This is a genomic window from Ruegeria sp. A5 (genome assembly GCF_056543005.1).
Window position 1 is genome coordinate 989,274 of the sequence record NZ_JBQGAV010000001.1, and the last position, 21,505, is coordinate 1,010,778.

Consider the following 21,505-nt stretch of genomic DNA (forward strand, 5'->3'; position numbering starts at 1 on the left):
CTAAAAAGTGGCCGGGGGTCATCAGCCCAATCACCTCGCCCCGGCCTGTCCATGAGTGGACAGCGGCGATATAAAGATGGCATCGCCGGACTCCTTGCGAATTCCCGCCAATTTGATTTGAAGTTCAGTCATTGTGAGCGGGCGAAAGAAAAAAGCGCCTCGGGATGAGGCGCCTTTCGATTTACTGATCCAGGAAGGACCGCAATTTACGCGACCTACTCGGGTGTTTCAGCTTACGCAGCGCCTTCGCCTCGATCTGGCGGATACGTTCGCGCGTCACGCTGAACTGCTGACCGACCTCTTCCAGCGTGTGGTCGGTGTTCATGCCGATGCCAAAGCGCATCCGCAGAACCCGCTCTTCACGCGGGGTGAGAGAGGCCAGAACCCGTGTGGTGGTTTCCTTGAGGTTTTCCTGAATGGCGCTGTCCAGTGGCAGCACGGCATTCTTGTCTTCGATGAAATCGCCCAGCTGGCTGTCTTCCTCGTCACCGATTGGTGTCTCAAGGCTGATCGGCTCCTTGGCGATTTTCATCACCTTGCGCACCTTCTCAAGCGGCATTTGCAGCTTTTCGGCCAGTTCTTCCGGCGTTGGCTCGCGGCCGATTTCGTGCAGCATCTGACGACCTGTCCGGACCAGCTTGTTGATCGTTTCGATCATATGCACCGGGATACGGATCGTGCGCGCCTGATCCGCGATCGAACGCGTGATCGCCTGACGGATCCACCAGGTCGCATAGGTCGAGAACTTATAGCCCCGGCGGTATTCGAACTTGTCCACCGCCTTCATCAGGCCGATGTTACCTTCCTGAATAAGATCAAGGAATTGCAGGCCGCGGTTCGTGTACTTTTTGGCAATCGAGATCACCAGACGCAGGTTGGCCTCGACCATTTCCTTCTTGGCTTGCCGCGCCTCTTTCTCACCCTTCTGAACCTGCTGCACGATGCGGCGGAATTCAGGGATATCGAGACCGACATATTGCCCGACTTGGGCCATGTCGTTGCGCAGTTCCTCAACCTTTTCGGTCGAGCGTTCGATGAACATCTGCCAGCCCCGGCCCGGCTTCTCAGCCATTTCAGCCAACCAGTTCGGATCCAGCTCGCGCCCACGATAAGCATCAATGAACTCGCGACGGTTGATGCGAGCCTGGTCAGCCAGTTTCACCATCGAGCTGTCCAGTGACATAATCCGGCGATTGATGCCATAAAGCTGGTCGATCAGAGCTTCGATCCGGTTGTTGTGCAGGTGAAGACCATTCACCAGTTCAACAATCTCAGCGCGCAGCTTCTGATAGGTTTCTTCGTCCTTCGCGCTGAAAGTGCCATCCTCATTCAGCGTCGCAGAAATCCGGCTGTCCTGCATTTCGGACAGCATAGCGAAGTCGGTCGAGATGCGTTCCAGCGTGGTAAGAACCTGATCCTTCAGCGCTGCTTCCATCGCGGCCAGGGACATGTTGGCCTGATCGTCGTCATCATCGTCATCATCATTGGCAATCGGGTTGCCGTCAGCGTCAAGCTCCGGCCCCTCATCCTTGGCAGGCTTGGCGGCCTGCACCGATGAGGTATCGACAACCGGCTCTTCAACCTCGCCGTCTTCATCCATCTGGTTGCCGAAAGTGGTTTCCAGATCGATGACGTCCCGCAGCAGAATGTCTTCGGACAAAAGTTCGTCATGCCAGATGGTGATCGCTTGGAAGGTCAGCGGGCTTTCGCACAGACCAGCGATCATGGTGTTCCGACCGGCTTCGATCCGCTTGGCGATAGCAATCTCGCCCTCGCGGCTCAGCAGTTCGACTGAACCCATCTCGCGCAGATACATGCGTACGGGGTCATCGGTGCGATCCAGCTTTTCGGTTGCAGCACCAGCCAGCGCAACCTCGCGCGGACCTTCGGTGGTGACCAGTTCGGTCGAGCCTTTGTTTTCTTCTTCTTCGGCTTCTTCATCTTCGATGATGTTGATGCCCATCTCGGACAGCATCGACATTACATCTTCGATCTGTTCCGAGCTGACCTGATCAGGCGGCAGAACCTGATTGAGCTGGTCGTAGGTGATGTAACCTTTCTCGCGAGCCTCGGCGATCATCTTCTTGACCTGGGCCTGGCTCATGTCCAGCGAGATTTCCTGTTCCTGCTCGTCGGATTTGCGGTCTTCGTTCGTATCCTTGGCGGCCATTCAATGCTCCTGCAGGGATGGGTGATTCGTTTGAACCGAATCATTAGCGCGTAGAAGTGATTCGGCCACCCGTTTACCCGTTTTTCTTTTCCAGTGCCTTACGAAAACACCACTTCATCGATGTTTCCGTTCGAATTTGATGCCAGACGTGATGGCCTCAAACGCGTCTTTCTCATCGCGGTTGATTCGCGCACCATTGTCGGCGATGTCGAAAACGGCCCTGTCTTCGTTCTGGCTGCGGCTTGTACGGTTGCGCTCTTCGGCGGCTTGCGCCAGCCGATATGTCAGCGCCTCATCGGCCAGATCAGACAATTCCTCTGCCGCTTCGGCAATCTCAGCATCCAACCCCTGGAGCGCTTTGATCTTTGCGAGTTCCTCGGCCAGCGTCATCTCGGCCTTTTCAACGTCGCCCGGTTTGTACACACAGGGGATCACTGCGACATGGCGAAGGGCCAGCAGGTTTTCAAGGGGTTCCGGTCCCAAAGTTTGCATGATGTGATCCTGCAGATTGTCCGGATCGTCGATGGCATGGCGCAGGATTGCTCCCCGCAAGGCCGCATGATCAGGGTCGTGGCAATCCATTTCTTCCAGCTGAGTTTCGAATTGCACGACAACTTGTGGATTCAGGATGGCAATCGCGAGAATTGCCGCTTCGCGCAGTTGAATATCCGCATTCTCAGCCGAGGCCAGAAATGACGCCCGTGCGCCTGGCGTGGCAGGCTGTGCCTGCGGCTGCCATTTTCCGCGCGGTTGCCACGGGCGATTTTGCGATTGTCGCTGTGGGCGAAACAATTGCCAGCGCAGGTCCTTAATTTCCTGCCCGTAGTGCGATCGGATCGAGGGGTCGCGGATCAGCTTGATCTTCTCTCGCAGGGATTTATCCAGCGCCGCTTTGCGTTCGGGGCTGTCAAAGACCTTGCCTTCCGTCTCGCGTTGCCAGAGCAGTTTGACCATCGGGATTGCAGCATCCAGCACACCCTGCACCGCCCCCGAACCTTCGGCGCGCAGCAAATCGTCGGGATCCTTGCCTTCGGGCATCAAGGCAAAACGCAAGGATTTGCCCGCTTCCAGCAACGGCAGTGCCAAATCGACCGCTCGCATCGCCGCACGCAGCCCTGCCGTATCGCCATCCAAAGCGATGATCGGCTCGTCAGAGATGCGCCAAAGTAGTTGCAACTGATGCTCGGTAATCGCAGTCCCCAATGGCGCAACCGACGCGCCAAACCCGGCCTCAGCCAAAGCGATCACGTCCATATAGCCCTCGGCCACAACCAAAGGCTGCCCCTTGCCTGCCGCCTGTCGTGCGGGGCCATGGTTGTAGAGGCTGCGGCCTTTGTCGAACAGATCGGTCTCGGGCGAGTTCAGGTATTTGGCGTTGTCATTGGGATCCATCGCCCGGCCACCAAACGCAATGCACCGCCCGCGCGGGTCGCGGATCGGGTACATGATGCGGTTGCGGAACGTATCATAGGGTTTCTTACCTTTGTTCGACGGCTTGGCCAGCCCGGCCCCAAGGATCAGGTCCTCGGAGACACTCTTACCGGTTAGATGATCCCACAGAGCCTGCCAGCGCTCGGGTGCGAAACCGATTTCCCAACGGTCCAGCGCCTTCGCGTCAAGACCGCGACGTGTCAAATAATCACGTGCCGCCGCCCCTGCCCCAGTCTTGAGTTGCAAACGAAAGAACTGCACAGCCTGTTCCATCACCTCGGCCAGCTGTGAACGGCGGTCCTGCTTTTCCTGCGCCTTGGGATCACGCGCGGGCATCGGCATCCCGGCCTCGCGCGCCAGAATTTCCACGGCTTCTATGAAAGAGACATTCTCGGTCTCTTTCACAAAACTGATCGCGTCCCCTTTGGCGTGGCAGCCAAAGCAATAATAGAATCCCTTTTGGTCATCGACGTGGAACGAGGCGGTCTTTTCGTGATGAAAGGGGCAAGGCGCCCACATATCCCCCTTGCCCTGATTGGATTTGCGCTGGTCCCACATGACCTTACGCCCAACAACCTGAGACAGGCTGAGGCGCGTGCGCAGTTCATCCAGAAATCCGGGGGGCAAAGACATGGGTCAAACCTGCCAGAAATGAAAACGCGCGCCAAGGGGATGGCGCGCGGTTGTCCACAGAGAAATGATCTGACTGTGGATTATTGTTGTAAACACAACTCCAGCCACGCAGCTCCGAGATCCTTCTTACGCACGTCGCGCATCTTCTGCTCATATACCCAAGGCGTGATCAGCGGAACAGCGGCATTGTAGTTCTCGGGCCAGGTAGGACCACTGTCGGCCACCGCCTGCGCCACATCGCGTTCCTTGACCCGGTCAAGTCGTGCTTTCTGTATCGCTGCAACAACGTCGGCCTGATACTTGCAGCTCTGTTCCTTGGTTTCCTGTGCAACCACTGGCGTGGCCAGCACGGCCGCAACGATAGCGATACGCAACATGGGGATCTCCCGGGATTCGTTTCTTTCAGCGCAGCTTACCCGCGCGCGGCGGTGCCTTCCATCGCCCTTTTCAAATCGTGAACCAATGTCTCAGCCATTGAACGGAAGACCATGATCTGAAACGCGTTCTCTCCAACGCGCGTGATCGAAGCAGTCATGTGGAAGAGCAGGGTGCGGGCGGTATGGCCGCGCTTGAAATGCACCTTGCGCAGATCAACCGGCACTACGCGCGCCAGTACGTCTTCGACATCAGCACCCTCTAACCGGACCACAGCCCAGGCATCTGATTGGTCCACAATGGCAGCATTCTCGGTCAGGGTCGCATCAGGAGACGGTCCGATCAGCATCGCATGCGCCGGGCCGAACCAGATCGCCCGCGCGCCAGCCTTACCCGTTGCGCGGTTGGCCGATGGATAGGCCATCCCGTGCGCTGCTTTCAAAGCTTCGGATAGCGCCTTTTGCTTACCCTTGAAAGGTGAGATCGAATGGATCGCGCCCGCATCCTCTTCGCTGAGCGTTACAGAGCCGAAGGTCAAAGGCAGCAACCCGTCGCAGGGTGTTTTGGCGGTCAGATTATCCACGGACGCGCCCTCCTTCGGGGTCAAAGAAAACCGGGTTCACCACTTCACACAGGGTTGTCACGCCGCGCAGATGATCGACCATTTTCACGATTTCTCCATACCTCTCAGGCCCGTCCGCCAAGAAGCCCAAGCCCAACATCGTTTCCAGCGTCGGGGAATAACACACGGAGGTCAGATAGCCCTGATCATTGATGCGCACCGGCTCGGCCTCTTCCCGGTAAAGATGCGCACCCGCCAGCAATTCCTTGCTTTCGCCAATGGGTTTGAGCCCGACCAACCGCTCGCGCCCCGGCTCTTCAAGGCCCGGACGTTGCGACATCGTTTTGCCGATGCAATCCTTCTTCTGCGACACCATCCGACCCATGCCGATATCATAGGCAGTTGTCCGTCCGTGGATCTCGGAATGCGTAATAAAGCCCTTTTCGATCCGAAGAACGTTCAGTGCCTCCATCCCATAAAGACCACCGCCCAGCGCTTCAGCCCGCTCGGTCAAAATATCGAACAGGGTCGCGCCATAGCGCGCAGGCACGGCGATTTCATATGCATGCTCGCCCGAGAACGAGATCCGGAACAAACGCCCCTGCACACCCAGCACCGAGATCGATCCGCAAGCCATGAAGGGCCAGCTTTCTTCATCAAGAGGTGTGTCCAGCAGATCGTTCAACAATTCACGCGATTTTGGTCCGGCCACGGCAAACTGTGCCCACTGTTCAGTGACCGAGATGCACGAGACATCCAGATAAGGGCGCAGACCCTGATGAACGAATTCCAGATGCTTCATTACATCGCCAGCACCTGCCGTGGTGGTGGTCATCAGGTAATGCGTCTCTCCCAGCCGCGCGGTGGTGCCATCATCCATGACGAATCCATCCTCACGCAACATCAGGCCATATCGCGTTCGGCCAACTTTGAGGGTCGAGAACATGTTCGTATAAACGAAGTCCAGAAACGCCCCCGCATCCGGCCCCTGTATGTCAATCTTGCCAAGCGTCGAGACATCGCACACCCCGACGGCCTGACGCACCATGTTGACCTCACGGTCACAGGATTGCCGCCACGTGGTTTCTCCACCCTTTGGGAAATAGCTGGGGCGATACCACAACCCGGCCTCAACCAACGGAGCTTTCCGCGCTACGGTCGCTTTGTGCGAAGTGATAAAGCGTTGCGGCTTGAAACCCTTGCCTTCAGCCCCAGCACCCAGCGCGGCAATGGCGATAGGAGAATACGGAGGGCGGAACGTCGTGGTTCCGGTTTCGGGTATCGCGCGCCCGGTGACGTCCGCTAGAATGGCCAACGCCGCCACGTTCGAATTCTTGCCCTGATCCGTCGCCATACCTTGCGTCGTATAGCGCTTCATGTGCTCGACTGACCGGAAGTTCTCAGTCGCGGCCTGTTTGACGTCTTTCACTGTAACATCGTTCTGGAAATCCAGCCACGCGCGCCCTTTGCCGGGAACGGCCCAAAGCTGCGTGATCTCGTATGGCGTATCCTCGGCCTGCGGTGGCACAGTCTTCGTGGCCTTGTAGCCAAGATCGCCAAGTACGCCTTTGGCTGCCTCAATCCCTTCACGAAGGCAGGCTGTAGTTGAGAAAGATCCGTTGCACGCACCCGCTGTCACCATGCCCGGCACGGCCCCTGGCGTTGGCACAAAGGCTTCGATCTCACGCTTCCAGATCGGGCGGCTATTCATGTGACACGTTAGATGAACCGAAGGATTCCAGCCCCCTGTCATGGCAAGGCAATCCGTGTGTATCCGTTCTTCTCCACTGGCACGGCGCACTGTAATCGCCTCCAGCCCTTTACGGCCCGAACTGTTACAAACTTGCGCCCCGCGTAGAACCTCGTAGTCGTCAGACAAGGGCGCGTCATGGCGGCTATCGATCACAGCCGCCACATGGACACCAGCATCCAACAAATCACGAGCAGTGCGATGGATATCGTCAGTATTTCCGAAGATCGTCACATTGCGGCCCGGGCTGACACCCCATCGGTTTAGATACGCCCGCACCGCGCCAGCAGTCATGATCCCCGGGCGATCATTGTTGCGGAATGCGACCGGGCGCTCCAGCGCGCCTGCCGCCAGAACTGACCGCTTGGCCACGATCCGCCAATAGGTTTCCAACGGCGCCCCGTTGGGGCGGTGATCCGTATGGTGAAAAACGCGTTCCAACGCCGCAAAGGTACCTTGGTCATAGGCACCTGCGATAGTGGTCCGGGTCATGATGCGGACATTGTCCATCGCGGCCAACTCGGCCAGCACTTCGTCAACCCAATCGGGCCCCGGTTTTCCGTCGACCTCATAGGTCTCGGCCAGCAGACGCCCACCCACGCGACTGTTTTCGTCGGCCAGAATGACGTCCGCGCCGGCACGACCAGCGACGAGTGCGGCCATCAGCCCCGCAGGCCCTGCCCCGATAATCAGCAGATCGCAAAAGGCATAAGCGCTTTCGTACTTGTCGGCATTGTCTTCGCCCGACAGTGCTCCCAATCCGGCGGCACGTCGAATGATCGGCTCGTATAGCTTTTCCCAGAAGCTTTTCGGCCACATGAAGGTTTTGTAGTAAAAACCCGCGCCCAAAAACGGGGAAGCCAGATCGTTGATCCCCATCAAATCGACACTCAGGCTGGGCCAGCGATTCTGGCTGCGCGCTTCAAGTCCCGGATAGATCTCTTGCATCGTGGCGCGAATATTTGGTTCTTGTCCTGCGCCTGCCCCCACGGTCATCAGCGCATTCGGCTCTTCGCTGCCTGCGCTCAGCACACCCCTAGGCCGGTGGTACTTGAACGAACGCCCCATCAGTCGTACGCCATTCGCCAAAAGCGCTGAGGTCAGGGTGTCGCCCGCATAGCCGCTATAGCTGGCACCATCGAAAACAAACGGAATCGACTGCGTACGATCGATAAGACCCTTTCCATCGATTCTCATGCCCGCTCCTCCGATGCCGGCTGCGCGTCGATCATCTCATGCGTGACCGTGTTTCGTGTGACCACGATCCATGCACCGCACCCGCCTTCGTGATACCAAAGCTCTCGTGTCGGCCCTGCCGGGTTTTCCCGTTGGTAGACAAAATCATCCCAAGCCGCCTCACCGGCATCCGGGGCCGGTCGGTCCAGATCCACTGCCGCCCCGCGATAGTAGAATTCGCGCCGATCCCGCTCGCCGCAATATGGACAGGTGATCCTCATAGCCGCGCGCCCTTCTTGATCTTTTCAATAATACCCAAATCCAACATCGCGCCCCTCAATGCAGATTGTGCTGAGAGCCCTTGCCCTCTTCATCGATAATCCCGCGCCCGGTGCGGAAACGATCCAGTCGGAAGCCGGTGGCATTCTCGTGATACCGATCCGTCGCAATCAGATGCGCAAACACATTCCCCGAACCCGGAACCGCCTTGAACCCGCCATAGTTCCAGCCGGCATTCAGATAGAGCCCATCGATATCCGTCCGGTCTATGATCGGAGAGCCATCGGGCGACATATCCATGATCCCGCCCCAGGATCGCAGCACCCGCGCCTTGCCGATCATCGGCATCAGCGCCATCCCGGCCTCCATCACGCTTTCGACGGTGGGCAAGTTACCTCGCGCCGCATAGGAGGCGTAAAAATCCAGATCACCGCCAAAGACCAGACCGCCCTTATCTGACTGGCTGATATAGAAATGCCCCATGCCAAACGTCACCACATGATCGATGCAGGGCTTCAGACCTTCGGTCACGAAGGCCTGCAAGACATGGCTTTCAATCGGCAGCCTCATTCCAGCCATCGCCGCCACCTGACCTGAACGCCCGGCAGCAACCATCGCCACCTTCTTGGCCCGGATCGGCCCACGCGAGGTCTGAACACCGCGCACCACGCCATTCTCGATATCAATACCAGTCACTTCGCAGTTCTGGATCAGATCCACGCCGCGCTGGTCCGCTCCGCGCGCATAGCCCCAGGCCACTGCATCGTGTCGCGCTGTACCTCCGCGCGGGTGGTAGAGACCGCCATACAGAGGGAACCTAAGGTCATCGAAATTCAGATAGGGCACCATCCGCCTCAATTCATCGCGATTGAGCAGGATAGCATCGTCACCCTGACTGATCATCATGTTGCCCCGGCGCGCAGCGGCATCACGCTGCCCGTCCGAATGGAACAGGTTGATGATCCCGCGTTGCGAATGCATGACATTGTAGTTTAGATCTTGCTCAAGACCTTCCCACAGCTTCAATGAGTGCGAGTAGAACTCGGAATTGCCCTGCAAAAAATAGTTCGCGCGCACAATGGTGGTGTTGCGCCCGACATTGCCCCCACCGATATAGCCCTTTTCCAGAACAGCGATATTGGTCAGACCATGTTCCTTGGCCAGATAATAGGCCGTGCTCAACCCATGACCTCCGCCGCCGATAATGACGATGTCATATTCGGATTTCGGTTCAGGCTCGCGCCAGTGCGGCGTCCAGCCTTTGTTGCCGGTCAGGCCCTCTTTCAGGACACGTAAGCCGGAGAAACGCATTCAGAACTCCCTACAGGTGTGTCGGCATCAAACCAACTTCACCCAGCAGTAACAACGCCGGAATCCGGTTCCACTCCTGTTTTCGACGAAAACTTGTCGCTGGGCGACCAATCCACACACTCTGACGACTTCGACCTAAATGAAAAATGGCCAACCCGATGGTTGGCCACTCAAGAATCTTCTGTTGTCTGTGCGCTCAGAGGCCCTTGGCGCGATAGCTTTTTGAGACGCGGTCGATCGCAACGATATAGGCCGCCGTGCGCAGATCGTCGACATCAGCGCGATCATGCCAGACTTCGCTCATCGACTGATAGGCAATGCGCATCGTGTCATCGAGACCAGAACGCACCAGCTCCAACTCGCCCGCACCCTTGAGGTACTTCGCCTTGAAATCCGGTGACATCGACCAGGCATCACCCAGATACCGATCCAACCGTTCCAGTTCGCTGACGATCAACTCATGCCGAGCTTCTTCCTGACGCCGCTGCATCCGGCCAAAACGGATGTGGCTGAGGTTTTTGACCCATTCAAAATAGGACACGGTCACACCACCGGCGTTTGCATACATGTCAGGAATGATCACCGTGCCTTTCTTGCGCATGATCTCATCCGCACCCGCCGTGACAGGCCCGTTGGCGGCCTCGATGATCAGTGGTGCCTTAATACGTTCGGCGTTGGATAGGTTTATTACCCCCTCCAGCGCCGCCGGAATCAGGATGTCACACTCGGCTTCAAGTACCGCGCCGCCCTCGGCGGAATGTGTGGCGTCGGGATAGTCCTTCACGCCGCCATGCTTGACGATCCACTGCCGCACGGCTTCTACGTCGATGCCATCGGGATTGTACAGTGCGCCATCCCATTCGATGATGCCGACCACACGCGACCCGTCTTCCTCGCTGAGGAACTTGGCTGCGTGATAGCCCACGTTACCCAATCCCTGCACGACGACGCGCTTTCCGTCCAGCGTGCCTGACAAGTTCGCCTTCTTGACGTCTTCCGGGTTTCGGAAGAATTCGCGCAGCGCGTATTGGATGCCGCGCCCGGTTGCTTCGACCCTGCCCGCGATGCCCCCCGCGTTCAGCGGTTTACCTGTCACACAGGCTCGCGCGTTGATATCGGTCGTATTCATCCGCGCATATTGGTCAGCCATCCACGCCATTTCGCGCTCGCCGGTTCCCATATCGGGCGCAGGGACGTTCTGAGATGGGTTGATCAGATCGCGCTTTGCCAGCTCATAGGCAAAACGACGCGTGATCTGTTCCATCTCATGTTCTTCATACTGGCGAGGATCAATGCAAAGGCCCCCTTTCGAGCCACCAAAGGGCGCTTCGACCAGTGCACACTTGTAAGTCATGAGCGCAGCGAGCGCTTCGACCTCATCCTGGTTCACCGCCAAGGCATAGCGAATGCCACCCTTTACCGGCTCCATATGTTCCGAATGAACCGAACGATATCCGGTAAAGGTGTGGATCTGCCCCCGCAGACGAACCCCGAACCGAACGGTGTAGGTGGCATTACAAACCCGTATCTTCTCTTCTAGCCCGGGCGGCAAATCCATCAGAGACGCCGCTCTGTTGAACATCAAATCAACACTCTCACGAAAGCTGGGTTCTTTAATGCCGGTCATAAAATCCTCCGTGCCGGTAGACGAGATACGTCATGACTTTTTGTCGCACTGCTTGCCAAATACCGCAATCAGTAACTGCACGTATTTTCATCAGTTTGTGAACTTTACTTTTCAGCTCCATTGGTGAGTCGGGCGTTAACGAAAGCCGCGCGATTGTCCAAAGGCGCGAAACAAAACCACCAATAACACCGGGAATAAAGCTGAATCTCGTTAAAAACGAGCAGCATAGTGTCCACTGCGCCCAAATCTCGCCACGATCCGTGAGTAAATTATTAAAGTTGCGAAGTGCTGGCATCAGTGTGTCTGATCGACCGAGGAACCAATTATGCGCAAGTTTGATTTGAAGGCCCAATTCAACCGTCTCTGCCGCGAAAACAGTTGTTCGCGGCACTTGCGGCACTTTGTTTCTTCGACAGAAGGCACGATGACGATCCTTGCCCTTTTCCTGATCGTGATAGTCTTCACCGTGGCCGGGTTCGCGGTCGACGTCATGCGTTATGATCGCGAAAGGGTAAGGCTACAATACGCACTGGACCGCGCGGTCCTTGCCGCAGCTGACCTGGACCAAGAGCTTTGCCCACGGGTCGTGGTGAATGATTACATTCGCAAAGAAGGTTTCGATACGAATATCATCAAAAATATCGAGGTCGAGCCCGAGACATGCACGACAAACGACGACGGAACCGTGACTCAGGTTGCAGAACTTGAAGGAAAACGGAAAGTCGAAGCCAGCGCCGACATGAGCATTGAGACACACTTCATGAAATGGAGTGGCGTCGATTACATTGATACAACCGCCACCAGCATCGCCGAAGAATCGATTGGTAACGTCGAAATTTCATTGGTTCTGGACGTCTCGGGTTCGATGCGCGGGACAAAGCTGACCAACCTCAAAAGTGCCGCTGAGGACTTTATCGATGAGATGATCCTGAAATCTGAGGATGGTAGATTGTCGATCTCAATCGTGCCCTACTCGGAACAGGTGTCGGTGCCTGACTATCTTATGAATGCTTTGAACACGATCGGGGCTAACGAAAGGGCCAATTGCATCGATTTCCAGGCTTCGGACTACACAACGACCGATTTCAACTATTACGACATCGTGGACGACGAAGGAAACATCATCACAAAAGGGGATTATGTCCCGCAAACTCTTCATTTCAAGGATAATGGCTCCAGCGACAAAAGGTTCAACGACACGTTGGTAACCAGCAATACGTGCCGTCTTGAAACCACCACAGATCGGCGAGAGATGACGGTAATCCAGAATGATCCTGACATTCTGAAAGGTCAGATCCAGAATCTTGTGGCAAGCGGCTGGACTTCGATCGATGTAGGCCTCAAGTGGGGTCTGACTTTGCTTGACGATAGTATCCAACCGCTGATCGCTCAGATTGCAGACAGTTCAGAAATTCCGGACTCGTTCGCAATTCGACCAGCCCCTAACAAAACCACGGACACCCTCAAGGTTCTAGTGCTGATGACGGATGGCGAAAACACTTATCAGCACAAAGTGAATCCGCCTTATAATGACGGCCCCTCGGACATCTATTGGAATGAAGATGCCGAAACGTATTCTATCTACGATGAAGAGTATAACCGCTGGGCTTGGCCTAATGTCGCCACAACTGTGCGGGACAGTTCGTACAGGCGCTGGACCCGCGACAAATACCAAGATCATGCCCATGGCAATGGGACTTATATGCGCTACCGCTGTACGGATTACTACAACGGCACCTGCTATTCGATGGATCGATCGCAAACACGCGAGGACTCCGAAGGGCTTTCAACAGATTCCGATCCGGTAGAACTGGAATGGCCCGATGTCTGGGCGCATACTGAAAAATACGCAATTCGGAATATGTTGCGTCACGCTTATGGCTGGGATCGCGGCGAAGAATTTGCAGCTGACTCCACGACCGAAATTGGTCCTTCGACCAAAAATCCAAATGTTGTAGATCTCTGCGAAGAAGCTGAAGAAGATAATGTCATCATCTTCTCGATCGCTTTTGAGGCACCCTACGGTGTTAAGCAGATGCTGAAAGACTGCGCGATCAAACCTGCCCGTTACTATGAAGCGACCGGCAATCAGATTGAACGCGTCTTCGATTCAATCAGCACCTCCATTCAAAACCTGAGGCTGACCCAATGACAAAGACACTGCGGAATCGGCTTCGGAGATTTCGAAAGAATGAGGATGGAAACTCGTCTATCGAGTTTATCTTCTGGTTTCCATTCTTCCTGTATGTCGCTTATTCAGGCATGGATCTGGGATTGCAGTCCTTCCACCATGCCGATCTTGAACGATCTCTGGATATGACAATTCGGGAGGTTCGGCTTAATCGCCTTCCTGACGGGGAAGATGAATGGGATCACGCGCTGCTGAAGAAAATGATCTGTGACGAAGCGCTGATAACCAATTGCTCGGAAAACCTTGCGCTCGAGATGAAGTCCATTGATCCGCGTGTCGGCAATCAGTTGGATCCAACCCCCTATTGCGTCGACACTCCGGAGACAATTCGTAAGCCGGACGAAGTTGTTTTTGAACAAGGGACTTCAAATGAGCTTATGATTATCCGCGCCTGTCTTGAGGTTTCACCTGTTTTTGGGCTTTCGATGCTGAGCGGCATTGCGAAGCAGGACAACGACGGCCAATGGGAACTGCAGGCGACGACCGTATTTGTTCATGAACCATTTGGTGGTTCATCAGCTGATCCTGACGATTCATCTGACACAACAGTGGACGTGGCCGATGCCTCGAATTAACAAAGAGAATCGCAACCTTCCCAAGGCACTGCTGAACCGCTTTCTCAAACGAGAAGACGGCGCCTTATCGGTCGAGGCAATGCTGATATTGCCGCTGCTGTTCTGGTCAATGTTTGCGTCATACACCTATTATGACAGCTATCGCCAAAGCGCGATCAACATCAAAGGAGCCTACGCAGTTGCGGATGTACTCTCACGCGAAGCTGAAGATGTTAACGCCGCGTATATCAACACTATGTACGACCTTCTGGAAAACATGGTTGATACCAGAGCACCGGTCTCGATGCGTGTGACCTATCTGACCTATGATGGTGATAACGATCTCCACGATGTTCTATGGTCCTGCGTGCGGGGCACTGGATATCAGAAATGGACCGACGCAGAGATCGTGAAAATCAAACAACGGCTTCCGGTAATGCCTGATAACGGCTCAATGATCCTGGTCGAAACCAACAATACATATAAAGCGCCATTCCAGATGGCATTCAAATTTGCTGACTTTGAAATGGATAATCTGGTCTTCACACACCCGCGTGTTTTCGACCAGATCGTCAATACCGACCCTGCTTGCTTGGGTGTCTAACTCTTTTCAGCAAGCATCGCCGACAGCATTTCCGACATGTATTTGGTCTCGGCGGCGGCTGTCATGCCGCCTATGCCAATCCTTCGTCCGACACGCCACCAAAGACCGGGCGCCCACTGGTTTGAGCTTCGTGCATGAGTGATTACCAAGAAGCCATTTGATGGCTTAAATGCGAACACGCCCCGGTCTACGCCTTCGACATCCTCGATATTGCAGATCACCTGCCCCGAGCCTGTGCGCAATTGGGATTGGGTCAGCTCGATCCTGTCTTCGGTCGCGTACCACATGCGACGGGCCAACCAGAACGCGGCTGCCCCGGAAACCAGTAAGAAGACCTGCCAGCCAAACTCAGGCGGCGATGCCAACGCGACGTAAATGACCAACGCCCCGACCGTGACCAGCATCCCTACCCCAGTCCAGCGCCGCGGTGCCGAGGCCGCGACCGTAGCCAGCACTTCTTCTTGCATATTGTTCTCCTGATTGTCCGCCCGCTTTAACCGCTTTGATAAGCAAAGGACAGCACCGCGTCACCTGTCTGAGCATCTTCGCACAGCTTCAGTGTTCCTGCGCAAATTGACTGCCTCAGGCCGACGCATAAGTTCCGGTCAAAGGATCAGGAGGCTTTTATGTCACTCAGACCAACTTTGGAATTCCGCAAGGCGGTCCCGACAATGGAAGGCGCGGGCGTCAAATTGCACCGGGCGTTTGGGTTTCAGGACCCGTCGGAACTGGACCCGTTCCTGCTGTTTGATGATTTCCGGAATGACAACCCTTTGGACTATATGGCCGGTTTTCCGTGGCATCCGCATCGGGGCATCGAAACGATCACTTATGTCCTGTCCGGTACAGTCGAACACAGCGACTCGCTGGGCAATAGCGGCACGCTGGGTGCCGGAGATGTCCAGTGGATGACCGCCGGGTCAGGTATCCTGCATCAGGAAATGCCCAAGGGGTCGGCCAGCGGTCAGATGCATGGGTTCCAGCTGTGGGGCAATCTGCCATCAGATCAGAAAATGGCCACCCCGCGCTATCAGGACGTTCAAAGCACTGATATTCCAGAAATCATCGATGATGATGGGACAAAGGTCCGTGTGATTGTCGGTACATTTTGGGGACGTACGGGCCCAGTGGACGGTATCGCTGCCGATCCGCAATACCTGGATATCAGCATACCGGCAGGGGTGAAAAAAACCATTCCGATCGACACATACTGCCGGGCCTTCGCCTATATCTTTGAAGGCAGCGCTGCCTTTGCGGATGCGTCTCGGCCAACCGGTGTTCTTTTGGAAAAAGAAGTTGCCGGGCAAGAGGTCAACATCCGCGACATGTCAGGAGACAGGACGTTGGTTCGGTTCGGGACCGGAGACGAAATCACGGTTCAGGCCGGGCCCGAGGGTGTACGGTTTCTTTTGATTTCGGGCGCTCCGATCGATGAACCCGTGGCGTGGCATGGCCCGATCGTGATGAATACGCAGGCAGAATTACAGCAAGCGTTTCGGGAGTTGCGGAACGGAACGTTCATCCGCCCGGCCCACTAAGGGCTGGTCAGGCGGTAACCGCTTTGCGGACCATGTCCCAGTACACCTGCTCGACCTCATCCAGCGACAGGCGGCCACCGCTGCGATACCAAGTGATCACACCATTCAGCATGGCAATCACCGCTAATGTGGCGATCTTGGTATCGGAGACCGAAAATTGACCCGATTGCTGCCCGTTACGCAGAATATGCTCTAACGAGTCCTCGTAACGGCGGCGCAGGGCCTCGATTTCGGCAAAATTTTCGGGGTTCAGATTGCGCAGCTCCATATAAGCGATGAATACCTCGTCGGGACGCTGCAGGTGAAAACGGATGTGGAACCCGACAAACTGACGCAACGCATCTTGTGGATTATCAAACCGGTCGAGATCGTCATAGGCGGCCATCAGATCCTGCATGTGATCGCGCATCAGCCGAAACAGCAGGCTCTGCTTGTCGGGCGTGTAATTATAGAGTGCCCCAGCCTGCACCCCCACCTCGCCTGCGATCTGCCGCATTGAAACCGCGGCATAGCCATGACGGGCAAACAGCCCCAGTGCGGCCTCTCGAATGCGGGGGCCGGTTATATCGGAATGAGAACCTTGTGTACGCGCCATGCTTCGATCGTATCTGAACAGACGTTCAGATAGAACCCCGCTTGAACCATTCTGACAAAACGTGCATCACGGGATACACACTGCGACCCGAAGGACTGCGATGAAGCTTTTGCTGCCCATTCTCTTTGTGCTGGCCACCGCCGGCTGCGCAAATATCCCTGAGTTGGAAGGCAGCGAAACCGCCGCATTGCGCAAGGCACCCTACCCCAAGCTTATTGCTTTAGATCCCGCCCTCGGCCCTCCGACCGATCCAATCAGCGAAGCGGAAGAGGTAGAAGAAGACCTGACAGCACGCAGCGAAGCGTTGGCGGAAAAGGCCGAAGCGCTGCAGAATGCCGAGATTAACTAGGATTTCGGCCACGCCACTAGCTCCAAAAGATTAGACGGATTGCACCCCTGCCTCGAACCCGCTAAGGCAGCCCGCAAAGGACACTTCGCCATCGCGGGCGGTATTGCGAGCAGAAAGGACCCAAGGGAATGACACAGGCGCTGAGGCTTGGAATTGCCGGATTGGGAACCGTTGGCGTGGGTGTGGTCAAAATTGTGCGTCGTCATGCCGATTTGTTGCACGCCCGCACCGGGCGTCGCATCGAGATCACCGCAGTTTCGGCCCGTGATGCCAGCAAGGACCGTGGCGTAAACCTGTCGGATTATGCATGGGAAACCGATCCCGTTGCATTGGCCAAACGCGAAGACATCGATGTTTTTGTCGAACTGATGGGCGGCGAGAACGGCCCCGCGAAAGCTTCGGTCGAGGCGGCGCTGACCAGTGGCAAGGATGTCGTCACCGCAAACAAGGCGCTGCTGGCGATTCATGGGCAGGAACTGGCGGAATTGGCCGAAGCCGCAGGGCGTGTCATTCGCTTCGAAGCGGCTGTCGCGGGTGGTATTCCGGTAATCAAATCTCTGACCGAAGGACTGGCGGGTAACGAGATCACGCGTGTCATGGGCGTCATGAACGGTACCTGCAACTATATTCTGACCCGGATGCAATCGCAGGAGTTGGGCTATAACGCCCTGTTCGAGGAATGCGCGCAGCTTGGCTATCTCGAAGCCGATCCGAATCTGGATGTTGGCGGCATCGACGCGGCGCACAAACTCGCGCTGCTGTCTTCGATTGCCTTTGGCACCAAGCCGAATTTCGATGGGATCGAGATCGAGGGCATTCAGCATATTAGCCTCGATGACATCCATCAGGCCCACGACATGGGGTATCGCATCAAGCTGCTGGGTGTAGCACAGCGAACGGCGCGCGGACTGGAACAGCGGATGCAACCCTGTCTAGTGCCGAGCAATTCTCCGCTAGGTCAGTTGGAAGGCGGAACAAACATGGTTGTGCTGGATGGGGACGCAGTTGAACAAATCGTTCTGCGCGGCCCCGGTGCCGGTGAAGGTCCCACTGCCAGCGCGGTGATGGGCGACGTTTGCGATCTGGCGCGAGGCTTGCATATACCGACATTTGGCCGCCCTGCGACGACCCTACAAGACGCAGCCTCCGCCGTTACTGGCTTACCTGCACCCTACTATCTGCGGCTCGGTCTTCTGGACAAGCCCGGCGCTCTGGCAAAGGTCGCGGCGATTCTGGGCGATGCTGGCGTCTCGATCGACCGGATGCGGCAGTATGGGCACACAGAAAGCACAGCGCCTGTGCTGATCGTGACCCACAAAACCACGCGGGCGACGCTGGACCATGCACTGGATGGCCTGCGCGCCACCGATGTGGTGGCCGGAGAACCCGTCGCCCTGCGTATCGAACAAGTCTGACCCCTTGCGGCCTATGCTGCGCGCAGGCTATGCCGGATAAAACGCCTTAGCTGACCAAAGGATATGCGAAGATGAACGCTGCCAAGATCGATTTCAACGACCGCCTGCTGTCTCTGGGCCTTGCACGGGTGGCAGAACAGGCCGCGCTGGCGTCCGCCTCTCTGGTTGGCCGGGGTGATGAGAAAGCTGCCGATCAGGCTGCCGTCAACGCTATGCGTGAACAACTGAACCTTCTGGACATTGAGGGTGTCGTTGTCATTGGTGAGGGCGAGCGTGATGAAGCGCCAATGCTCTATATCGGCGAAGAGGTTGGCACTGGTAACGGCCCGGGCGTAGACATTGCGCTGGACCCGCTTGAAGGCACAACCCTGACCGCCAAGGACATGCCCAATGCGCTGACCGTCATTGCCATGGGCCCGCGCGGCTCAATGCTACACGCTCCGGACGTATACATGGACAAACTGGCCATTGGTCCGGGCTTTCCCGAAGGTGTCGTAAGCTTGGACATGAGCCCGCGCGAGCGAGTTGAAGCGCTGGCCAAGGCCAAAGGCTGTGAGCCCGCGGATATTACCGTATGCATATTGGAGCGTCCTCGCCACGAAGCGATGATCGCAGAGGTGCGCGATACCGGCGCCTCGATCCGCCTGATCACCGATGGCGATGTCGCGGGTGTCATGCACTGCGCTGAAAGCGAAGTGACCGGCATCGACATGTATATGGGTCAAGGTGGTGCGCCCGAGGGTGTGCTTGCCGCAGCCGCGCTGAAATGCATGGGTGGACAAATCTATGGCCGCCTGTTGTTCCGTAGTGACGACGAACGTGGCCGGGCGGCCAAGGCGGGCATCACCGATCTGGACCGTGTTTATGCGCGCGACGAGATGGTAACGGCGGATGTAATCTTTGCTGCTACTGGGGTCACCGGAGGTTCACTGCTGCCGCGCATCAAGCGGGAACCGGGTTGGGTTGAAACAACGACGCTGCTCATGCGATCAAAAACGGGCTCGGTGCGGCGGATGTCCTACCGCACGCCGATGTGGCCACACAACGAAGCATAGCGGCTTGCGCCAGCGCCTTCAGCAAGAGTATTCATAAAAGACCAAGAGGCCGGATCCGCAGGGGTCCGGCCTTAGTGCATGAGGTGAGATGTGGCATTTCTGGGCGTAGAGCAATCTCTGACGGGGCGACGCTGGATCGGACCGGGGATTGAGGTCGAGCGGTCAGCAGAAATGATGGCGCAGCAGACAGATCTGCCTCGCGCCGTCTGTCAGGTTTTGGCACGGCGTGGTGTTCCGGTGATGGAGGCCGCCGGTTTCCTGGAACCTAAGTTGAAGGAACTGCTGCCCGACCCGCGATCGATGAAAGATATGGAAGTCGCTGCGGCCCGGTTTCTACAATCTGTGCGCAAGCGCCAAAAGATCGCAGTTTTTGCTGACTATGATGTGGACGGGGGCAGTTCGGCTGCGTTGTTGTTGGTGTGGCTGCGCCAGATGGGGCTTACCGCGACGCTTTATGTGCCCGACCGGATTGATGAAGGCTATGGGCCAAATGTGCCTGCAATGCAGGAACTTGCGGCTAGCCATGACCTGATCATCTGCGTGGATTGCGGAACGCTGAGCCACGAACCTATCGCGGCGGCGAAGGGTGCGGATGTGATCGTTTTGGATCACCATTTGGGTGCAGAAACCCTGCCGGATTGCGTCGCCGTGGTGAACCCGAACCGACAGGACGAAAGCGGCGATCTGGGCTATCTCTGCGCTGCTGCGGTGGTGTTCCTGATGCTGGTCGAGGCGGGTCGTCAGTTGCGTGAGGCCGGGGCCAAGGGGCCGGATCTGATGGCAATGCTCGATCTGGTGGCGCTGGCCACGGTGGCGGACGTTGCGCCGTTGATCGACGCCAACCGGGCGCTGGTTCGACAGGGCCTGAAAGTGATGACCCAAAGGCAAAGGCCTGGTTTGGTCGCGTTGTCAGACGTGGCGCGCATGGATACCGCGCCCAATAGCTATCATCTGGGGTTTCTTCTGGGGCCGCGCGTCAATGCAGGCGGTCGCATTGGTCAGGCTGATCTTGGCGCGCGGCTGCTGAGCACGGACTCGATCACTGAGGCCGAAGCCTTATCCGAGCGGCTGGATGCCCTGAATTCGGAACGGCGCGAGATCGAAAACGCGGTCCGCGCGGCGGCCTTGGCGCAAGCCGAGGACCGTGGGCTGGATGCGCCGCTGGTCTGGGCCGCAGGCGACGGTTGGCATCCCGGCGTGGTAGGTATCGTTGCTTCGCGGCTGAAAGAGTCGGCAAACCGGCCCGCTATCGTGATCGGGTTCGACGGGGATGAGGGCAAAGGTTCAGGCAGGTCGATCTCGGGCGTTGATCTGGGCGCGTCGATCCAGCGGCTGGCTGCCGAAGGGCTGCTGGTCAAGGGTGGTGGCCACAAGATGGCGGCCGGTCTGACGGTGATGCGTGATCAGTTGGAGCCTGCAATGTCGCGCCTGTCCGAGCTTCTGGCCAAACAGGGTGCAGGCCAAGGCGGTCCCGCCGACTTGAAACTGGACGGGGCGCTGATGCCCGGGGCCGCGACAGTCGATCTGATCGAACAGGTAGAGAAAGCGGGTCCTTTCGGGGCCGGTGCCCCTGCCCCGCGCTATGCGCTGCCTGATCTGCAAGTGCGCTTTGCTAAACGCGTGGGCGAAACACATTTGAAGCTGTCACTTTCGGATGGAATGTCTGGCGGACTGGATGCCATCGCCTTTGGCGCGTTCGACGGCCCGTTGGGGGATCGCCTGTCTAATCACGGCGGTGCGCGGTTCCATTTCGCGGGTCGGCTTGAGGTGAATACCTGGGGCGGACGACAGAGCGTGCAGCTGCGGCTGGAAGACGCGGCAGAAGCTGTCTGACAACCGTTTCAACGCCGCTCAGGAACGGCCAAAAAAGTTTCACAGCCTTGCGTTTTT

The 21,505-nt window shown here is 56.9% G+C and carries 19 protein-coding genes; 8 read left to right on the forward strand and 11 right to left on the reverse strand.

The window, feature by feature from the left end:
* Nucleotides 1-181: 181 nt before the first annotated feature.
* The 9 genes from rpoD to ACR0AY_RS05065 form a co-directional block, all read right to left on the reverse strand.
* On the reverse strand, nucleotides 182-2,170 hold the full coding sequence (rpoD, locus tag ACR0AY_RS05025) for an RNA polymerase sigma factor RpoD (RefSeq protein WP_170396291.1): 1,989 nt from the start codon (nucleotides 2,168-2,170) through the stop codon (nucleotides 182-184).
* A gap of 114 nt (nucleotides 2,171-2,284) precedes the next feature.
* Nucleotides 2,285-4,234, reverse strand: coding sequence for a DNA primase (gene dnaG, locus ACR0AY_RS05030; RefSeq protein ID WP_170512816.1), 1,950 nt, complete (start codon nucleotides 4,232-4,234; stop codon nucleotides 2,285-2,287).
* Nucleotides 4,235-4,314: 80 nt separating this feature from the next.
* The gene (locus tag ACR0AY_RS05035; protein ID WP_170396287.1) at nucleotides 4,315-4,611 is read right to left on the reverse strand and encodes a hypothetical protein; all 297 of its coding nucleotides are present in this window, start codon (nucleotides 4,609-4,611) and stop codon (nucleotides 4,315-4,317) included.
* Nucleotides 4,612-4,646: 35 nt separating this feature from the next.
* Nucleotides 4,647-5,192, reverse strand: a complete 546-nt coding sequence (locus ACR0AY_RS05040) for a sarcosine oxidase subunit gamma family protein (protein WP_170512814.1) — start codon at nucleotides 5,190-5,192, stop codon at nucleotides 4,647-4,649.
* Nucleotides 5,185-8,118: a sarcosine oxidase subunit alpha family protein gene (locus tag ACR0AY_RS05045; RefSeq protein WP_170512812.1), complete on the reverse strand. Its 2,934-nt coding sequence runs from the start codon at nucleotides 8,116-8,118 to the stop codon at nucleotides 5,185-5,187. The genes ACR0AY_RS05040 and ACR0AY_RS05045 overlap by 8 nt, the downstream gene beginning before the upstream one ends.
* Nucleotides 8,115-8,378, reverse strand: a complete 264-nt coding sequence (locus ACR0AY_RS05050; protein WP_170396281.1) for a sarcosine oxidase subunit delta — start codon at nucleotides 8,376-8,378, stop codon at nucleotides 8,115-8,117. The genes ACR0AY_RS05045 and ACR0AY_RS05050 overlap by 4 nt, the downstream gene beginning before the upstream one ends.
* A 55-nt stretch (nucleotides 8,379-8,433) precedes the next feature.
* Nucleotides 8,434-9,687 (reverse strand): sarcosine oxidase subunit beta family protein, encoded by a 1,254-nt coding sequence (locus tag ACR0AY_RS05055; RefSeq protein WP_170512810.1) that lies wholly within the window; start codon nucleotides 9,685-9,687, stop codon nucleotides 8,434-8,436.
* A 196-nt stretch (nucleotides 9,688-9,883) separates the two neighbouring features.
* Complete coding sequence (locus ACR0AY_RS05060; RefSeq protein ID WP_170396277.1) at nucleotides 9,884-11,314, reverse strand: Glu/Leu/Phe/Val family dehydrogenase; 1,431 nt, start codon at nucleotides 11,312-11,314, stop codon at nucleotides 9,884-9,886.
* Nucleotides 11,301-11,609, reverse strand: a complete 309-nt coding sequence (locus ACR0AY_RS05065; RefSeq protein ID WP_170512807.1) for a hypothetical protein — start codon at nucleotides 11,607-11,609, stop codon at nucleotides 11,301-11,303. Before ACR0AY_RS05065 ends, ACR0AY_RS05060 begins: the two co-directional genes overlap by 14 nt.
* A 129-nt stretch (nucleotides 11,610-11,738) precedes the next feature.
* Between ACR0AY_RS05065 and ACR0AY_RS05070 the strand changes: the two genes are divergently transcribed.
* From ACR0AY_RS05070 to ACR0AY_RS05080, 3 genes are read left to right on the forward strand one after another with little or no spacing between them, the layout of a single operon-like run.
* Nucleotides 11,739-13,466 carry a Tad domain-containing protein gene (locus ACR0AY_RS05070; protein ID WP_480438700.1) on the forward strand — a complete coding sequence of 576 codons (1,728 nt, stop codon included), beginning with the start codon at nucleotides 11,739-11,741 and terminating at the stop codon, nucleotides 13,464-13,466.
* Nucleotides 13,463-14,080 carry a hypothetical protein gene (locus tag ACR0AY_RS05075; protein WP_170512803.1) on the forward strand — a complete coding sequence of 206 codons (618 nt, stop codon included), beginning with the start codon at nucleotides 13,463-13,465 and terminating at the stop codon, nucleotides 14,078-14,080. Before ACR0AY_RS05070 ends, ACR0AY_RS05075 begins: the two co-directional genes overlap by 4 nt.
* The gene (locus ACR0AY_RS05080; protein WP_170396270.1) at nucleotides 14,067-14,663 is read left to right on the forward strand and encodes a hypothetical protein; all 597 of its coding nucleotides are present in this window, start codon (nucleotides 14,067-14,069) and stop codon (nucleotides 14,661-14,663) included. The genes ACR0AY_RS05075 and ACR0AY_RS05080 overlap by 14 nt, the downstream gene beginning before the upstream one ends.
* Here ACR0AY_RS05080 and ACR0AY_RS05085 read toward each other — a convergent pair.
* On the reverse strand, nucleotides 14,660-15,130 hold the full coding sequence (locus ACR0AY_RS05085) for a hypothetical protein (protein WP_170422341.1): 471 nt from the start codon (nucleotides 15,128-15,130) through the stop codon (nucleotides 14,660-14,662). The two genes, ACR0AY_RS05080 and ACR0AY_RS05085, sit on opposite strands and share 4 nt — an antisense overlap.
* A gap of 159 nt (nucleotides 15,131-15,289) precedes the next feature.
* Between ACR0AY_RS05085 and ACR0AY_RS05090 the strand changes: the two genes are divergently transcribed.
* Entirely contained in the window at nucleotides 15,290-16,201 is a 912-nt protein-coding gene (locus ACR0AY_RS05090; RefSeq protein WP_170512801.1) for a pirin family protein, read from the forward strand.
* Between the two features lie 7 nt (nucleotides 16,202-16,208).
* Here ACR0AY_RS05090 and ACR0AY_RS05095 read toward each other — a convergent pair whose 3' ends face one another.
* Nucleotides 16,209-16,796 carry a TetR/AcrR family transcriptional regulator gene (locus ACR0AY_RS05095; RefSeq protein ID WP_170512799.1) on the reverse strand — a complete coding sequence of 196 codons (588 nt, stop codon included), beginning with the start codon at nucleotides 16,794-16,796 and terminating at the stop codon, nucleotides 16,209-16,211.
* Between the two features lie 100 nt (nucleotides 16,797-16,896).
* Between ACR0AY_RS05095 and ACR0AY_RS05100 the strand changes: the two genes are divergently transcribed.
* The 4 genes from ACR0AY_RS05100 (at nucleotide 16,897) to recJ (ending at nucleotide 21,448) form a co-directional block, all read left to right on the forward strand.
* Complete coding sequence (locus ACR0AY_RS05100; protein ID WP_170396262.1) at nucleotides 16,897-17,145, forward strand: hypothetical protein; 249 nt, start codon at nucleotides 16,897-16,899, stop codon at nucleotides 17,143-17,145.
* A gap of 128 nt (nucleotides 17,146-17,273) precedes the next feature.
* Nucleotides 17,274-18,560, forward strand: coding sequence for a homoserine dehydrogenase (locus tag ACR0AY_RS05105; protein ID WP_170734741.1), 1,287 nt, complete (start codon nucleotides 17,274-17,276; stop codon nucleotides 18,558-18,560).
* A gap of 71 nt (nucleotides 18,561-18,631) precedes the next feature.
* Nucleotides 18,632-19,615 carry a class II fructose-bisphosphatase gene (glpX, locus tag ACR0AY_RS05110; protein ID WP_170512795.1) on the forward strand — a complete coding sequence of 328 codons (984 nt, stop codon included), beginning with the start codon at nucleotides 18,632-18,634 and terminating at the stop codon, nucleotides 19,613-19,615.
* A 90-nt stretch (nucleotides 19,616-19,705) separates the two neighbouring features.
* On the forward strand, nucleotides 19,706-21,448 hold the full coding sequence (recJ, locus tag ACR0AY_RS05115) for a single-stranded-DNA-specific exonuclease RecJ (protein ID WP_170512793.1): 1,743 nt from the start codon (nucleotides 19,706-19,708) through the stop codon (nucleotides 21,446-21,448).
* Nucleotides 21,449-21,505: the final 57 nt, after the last annotated feature.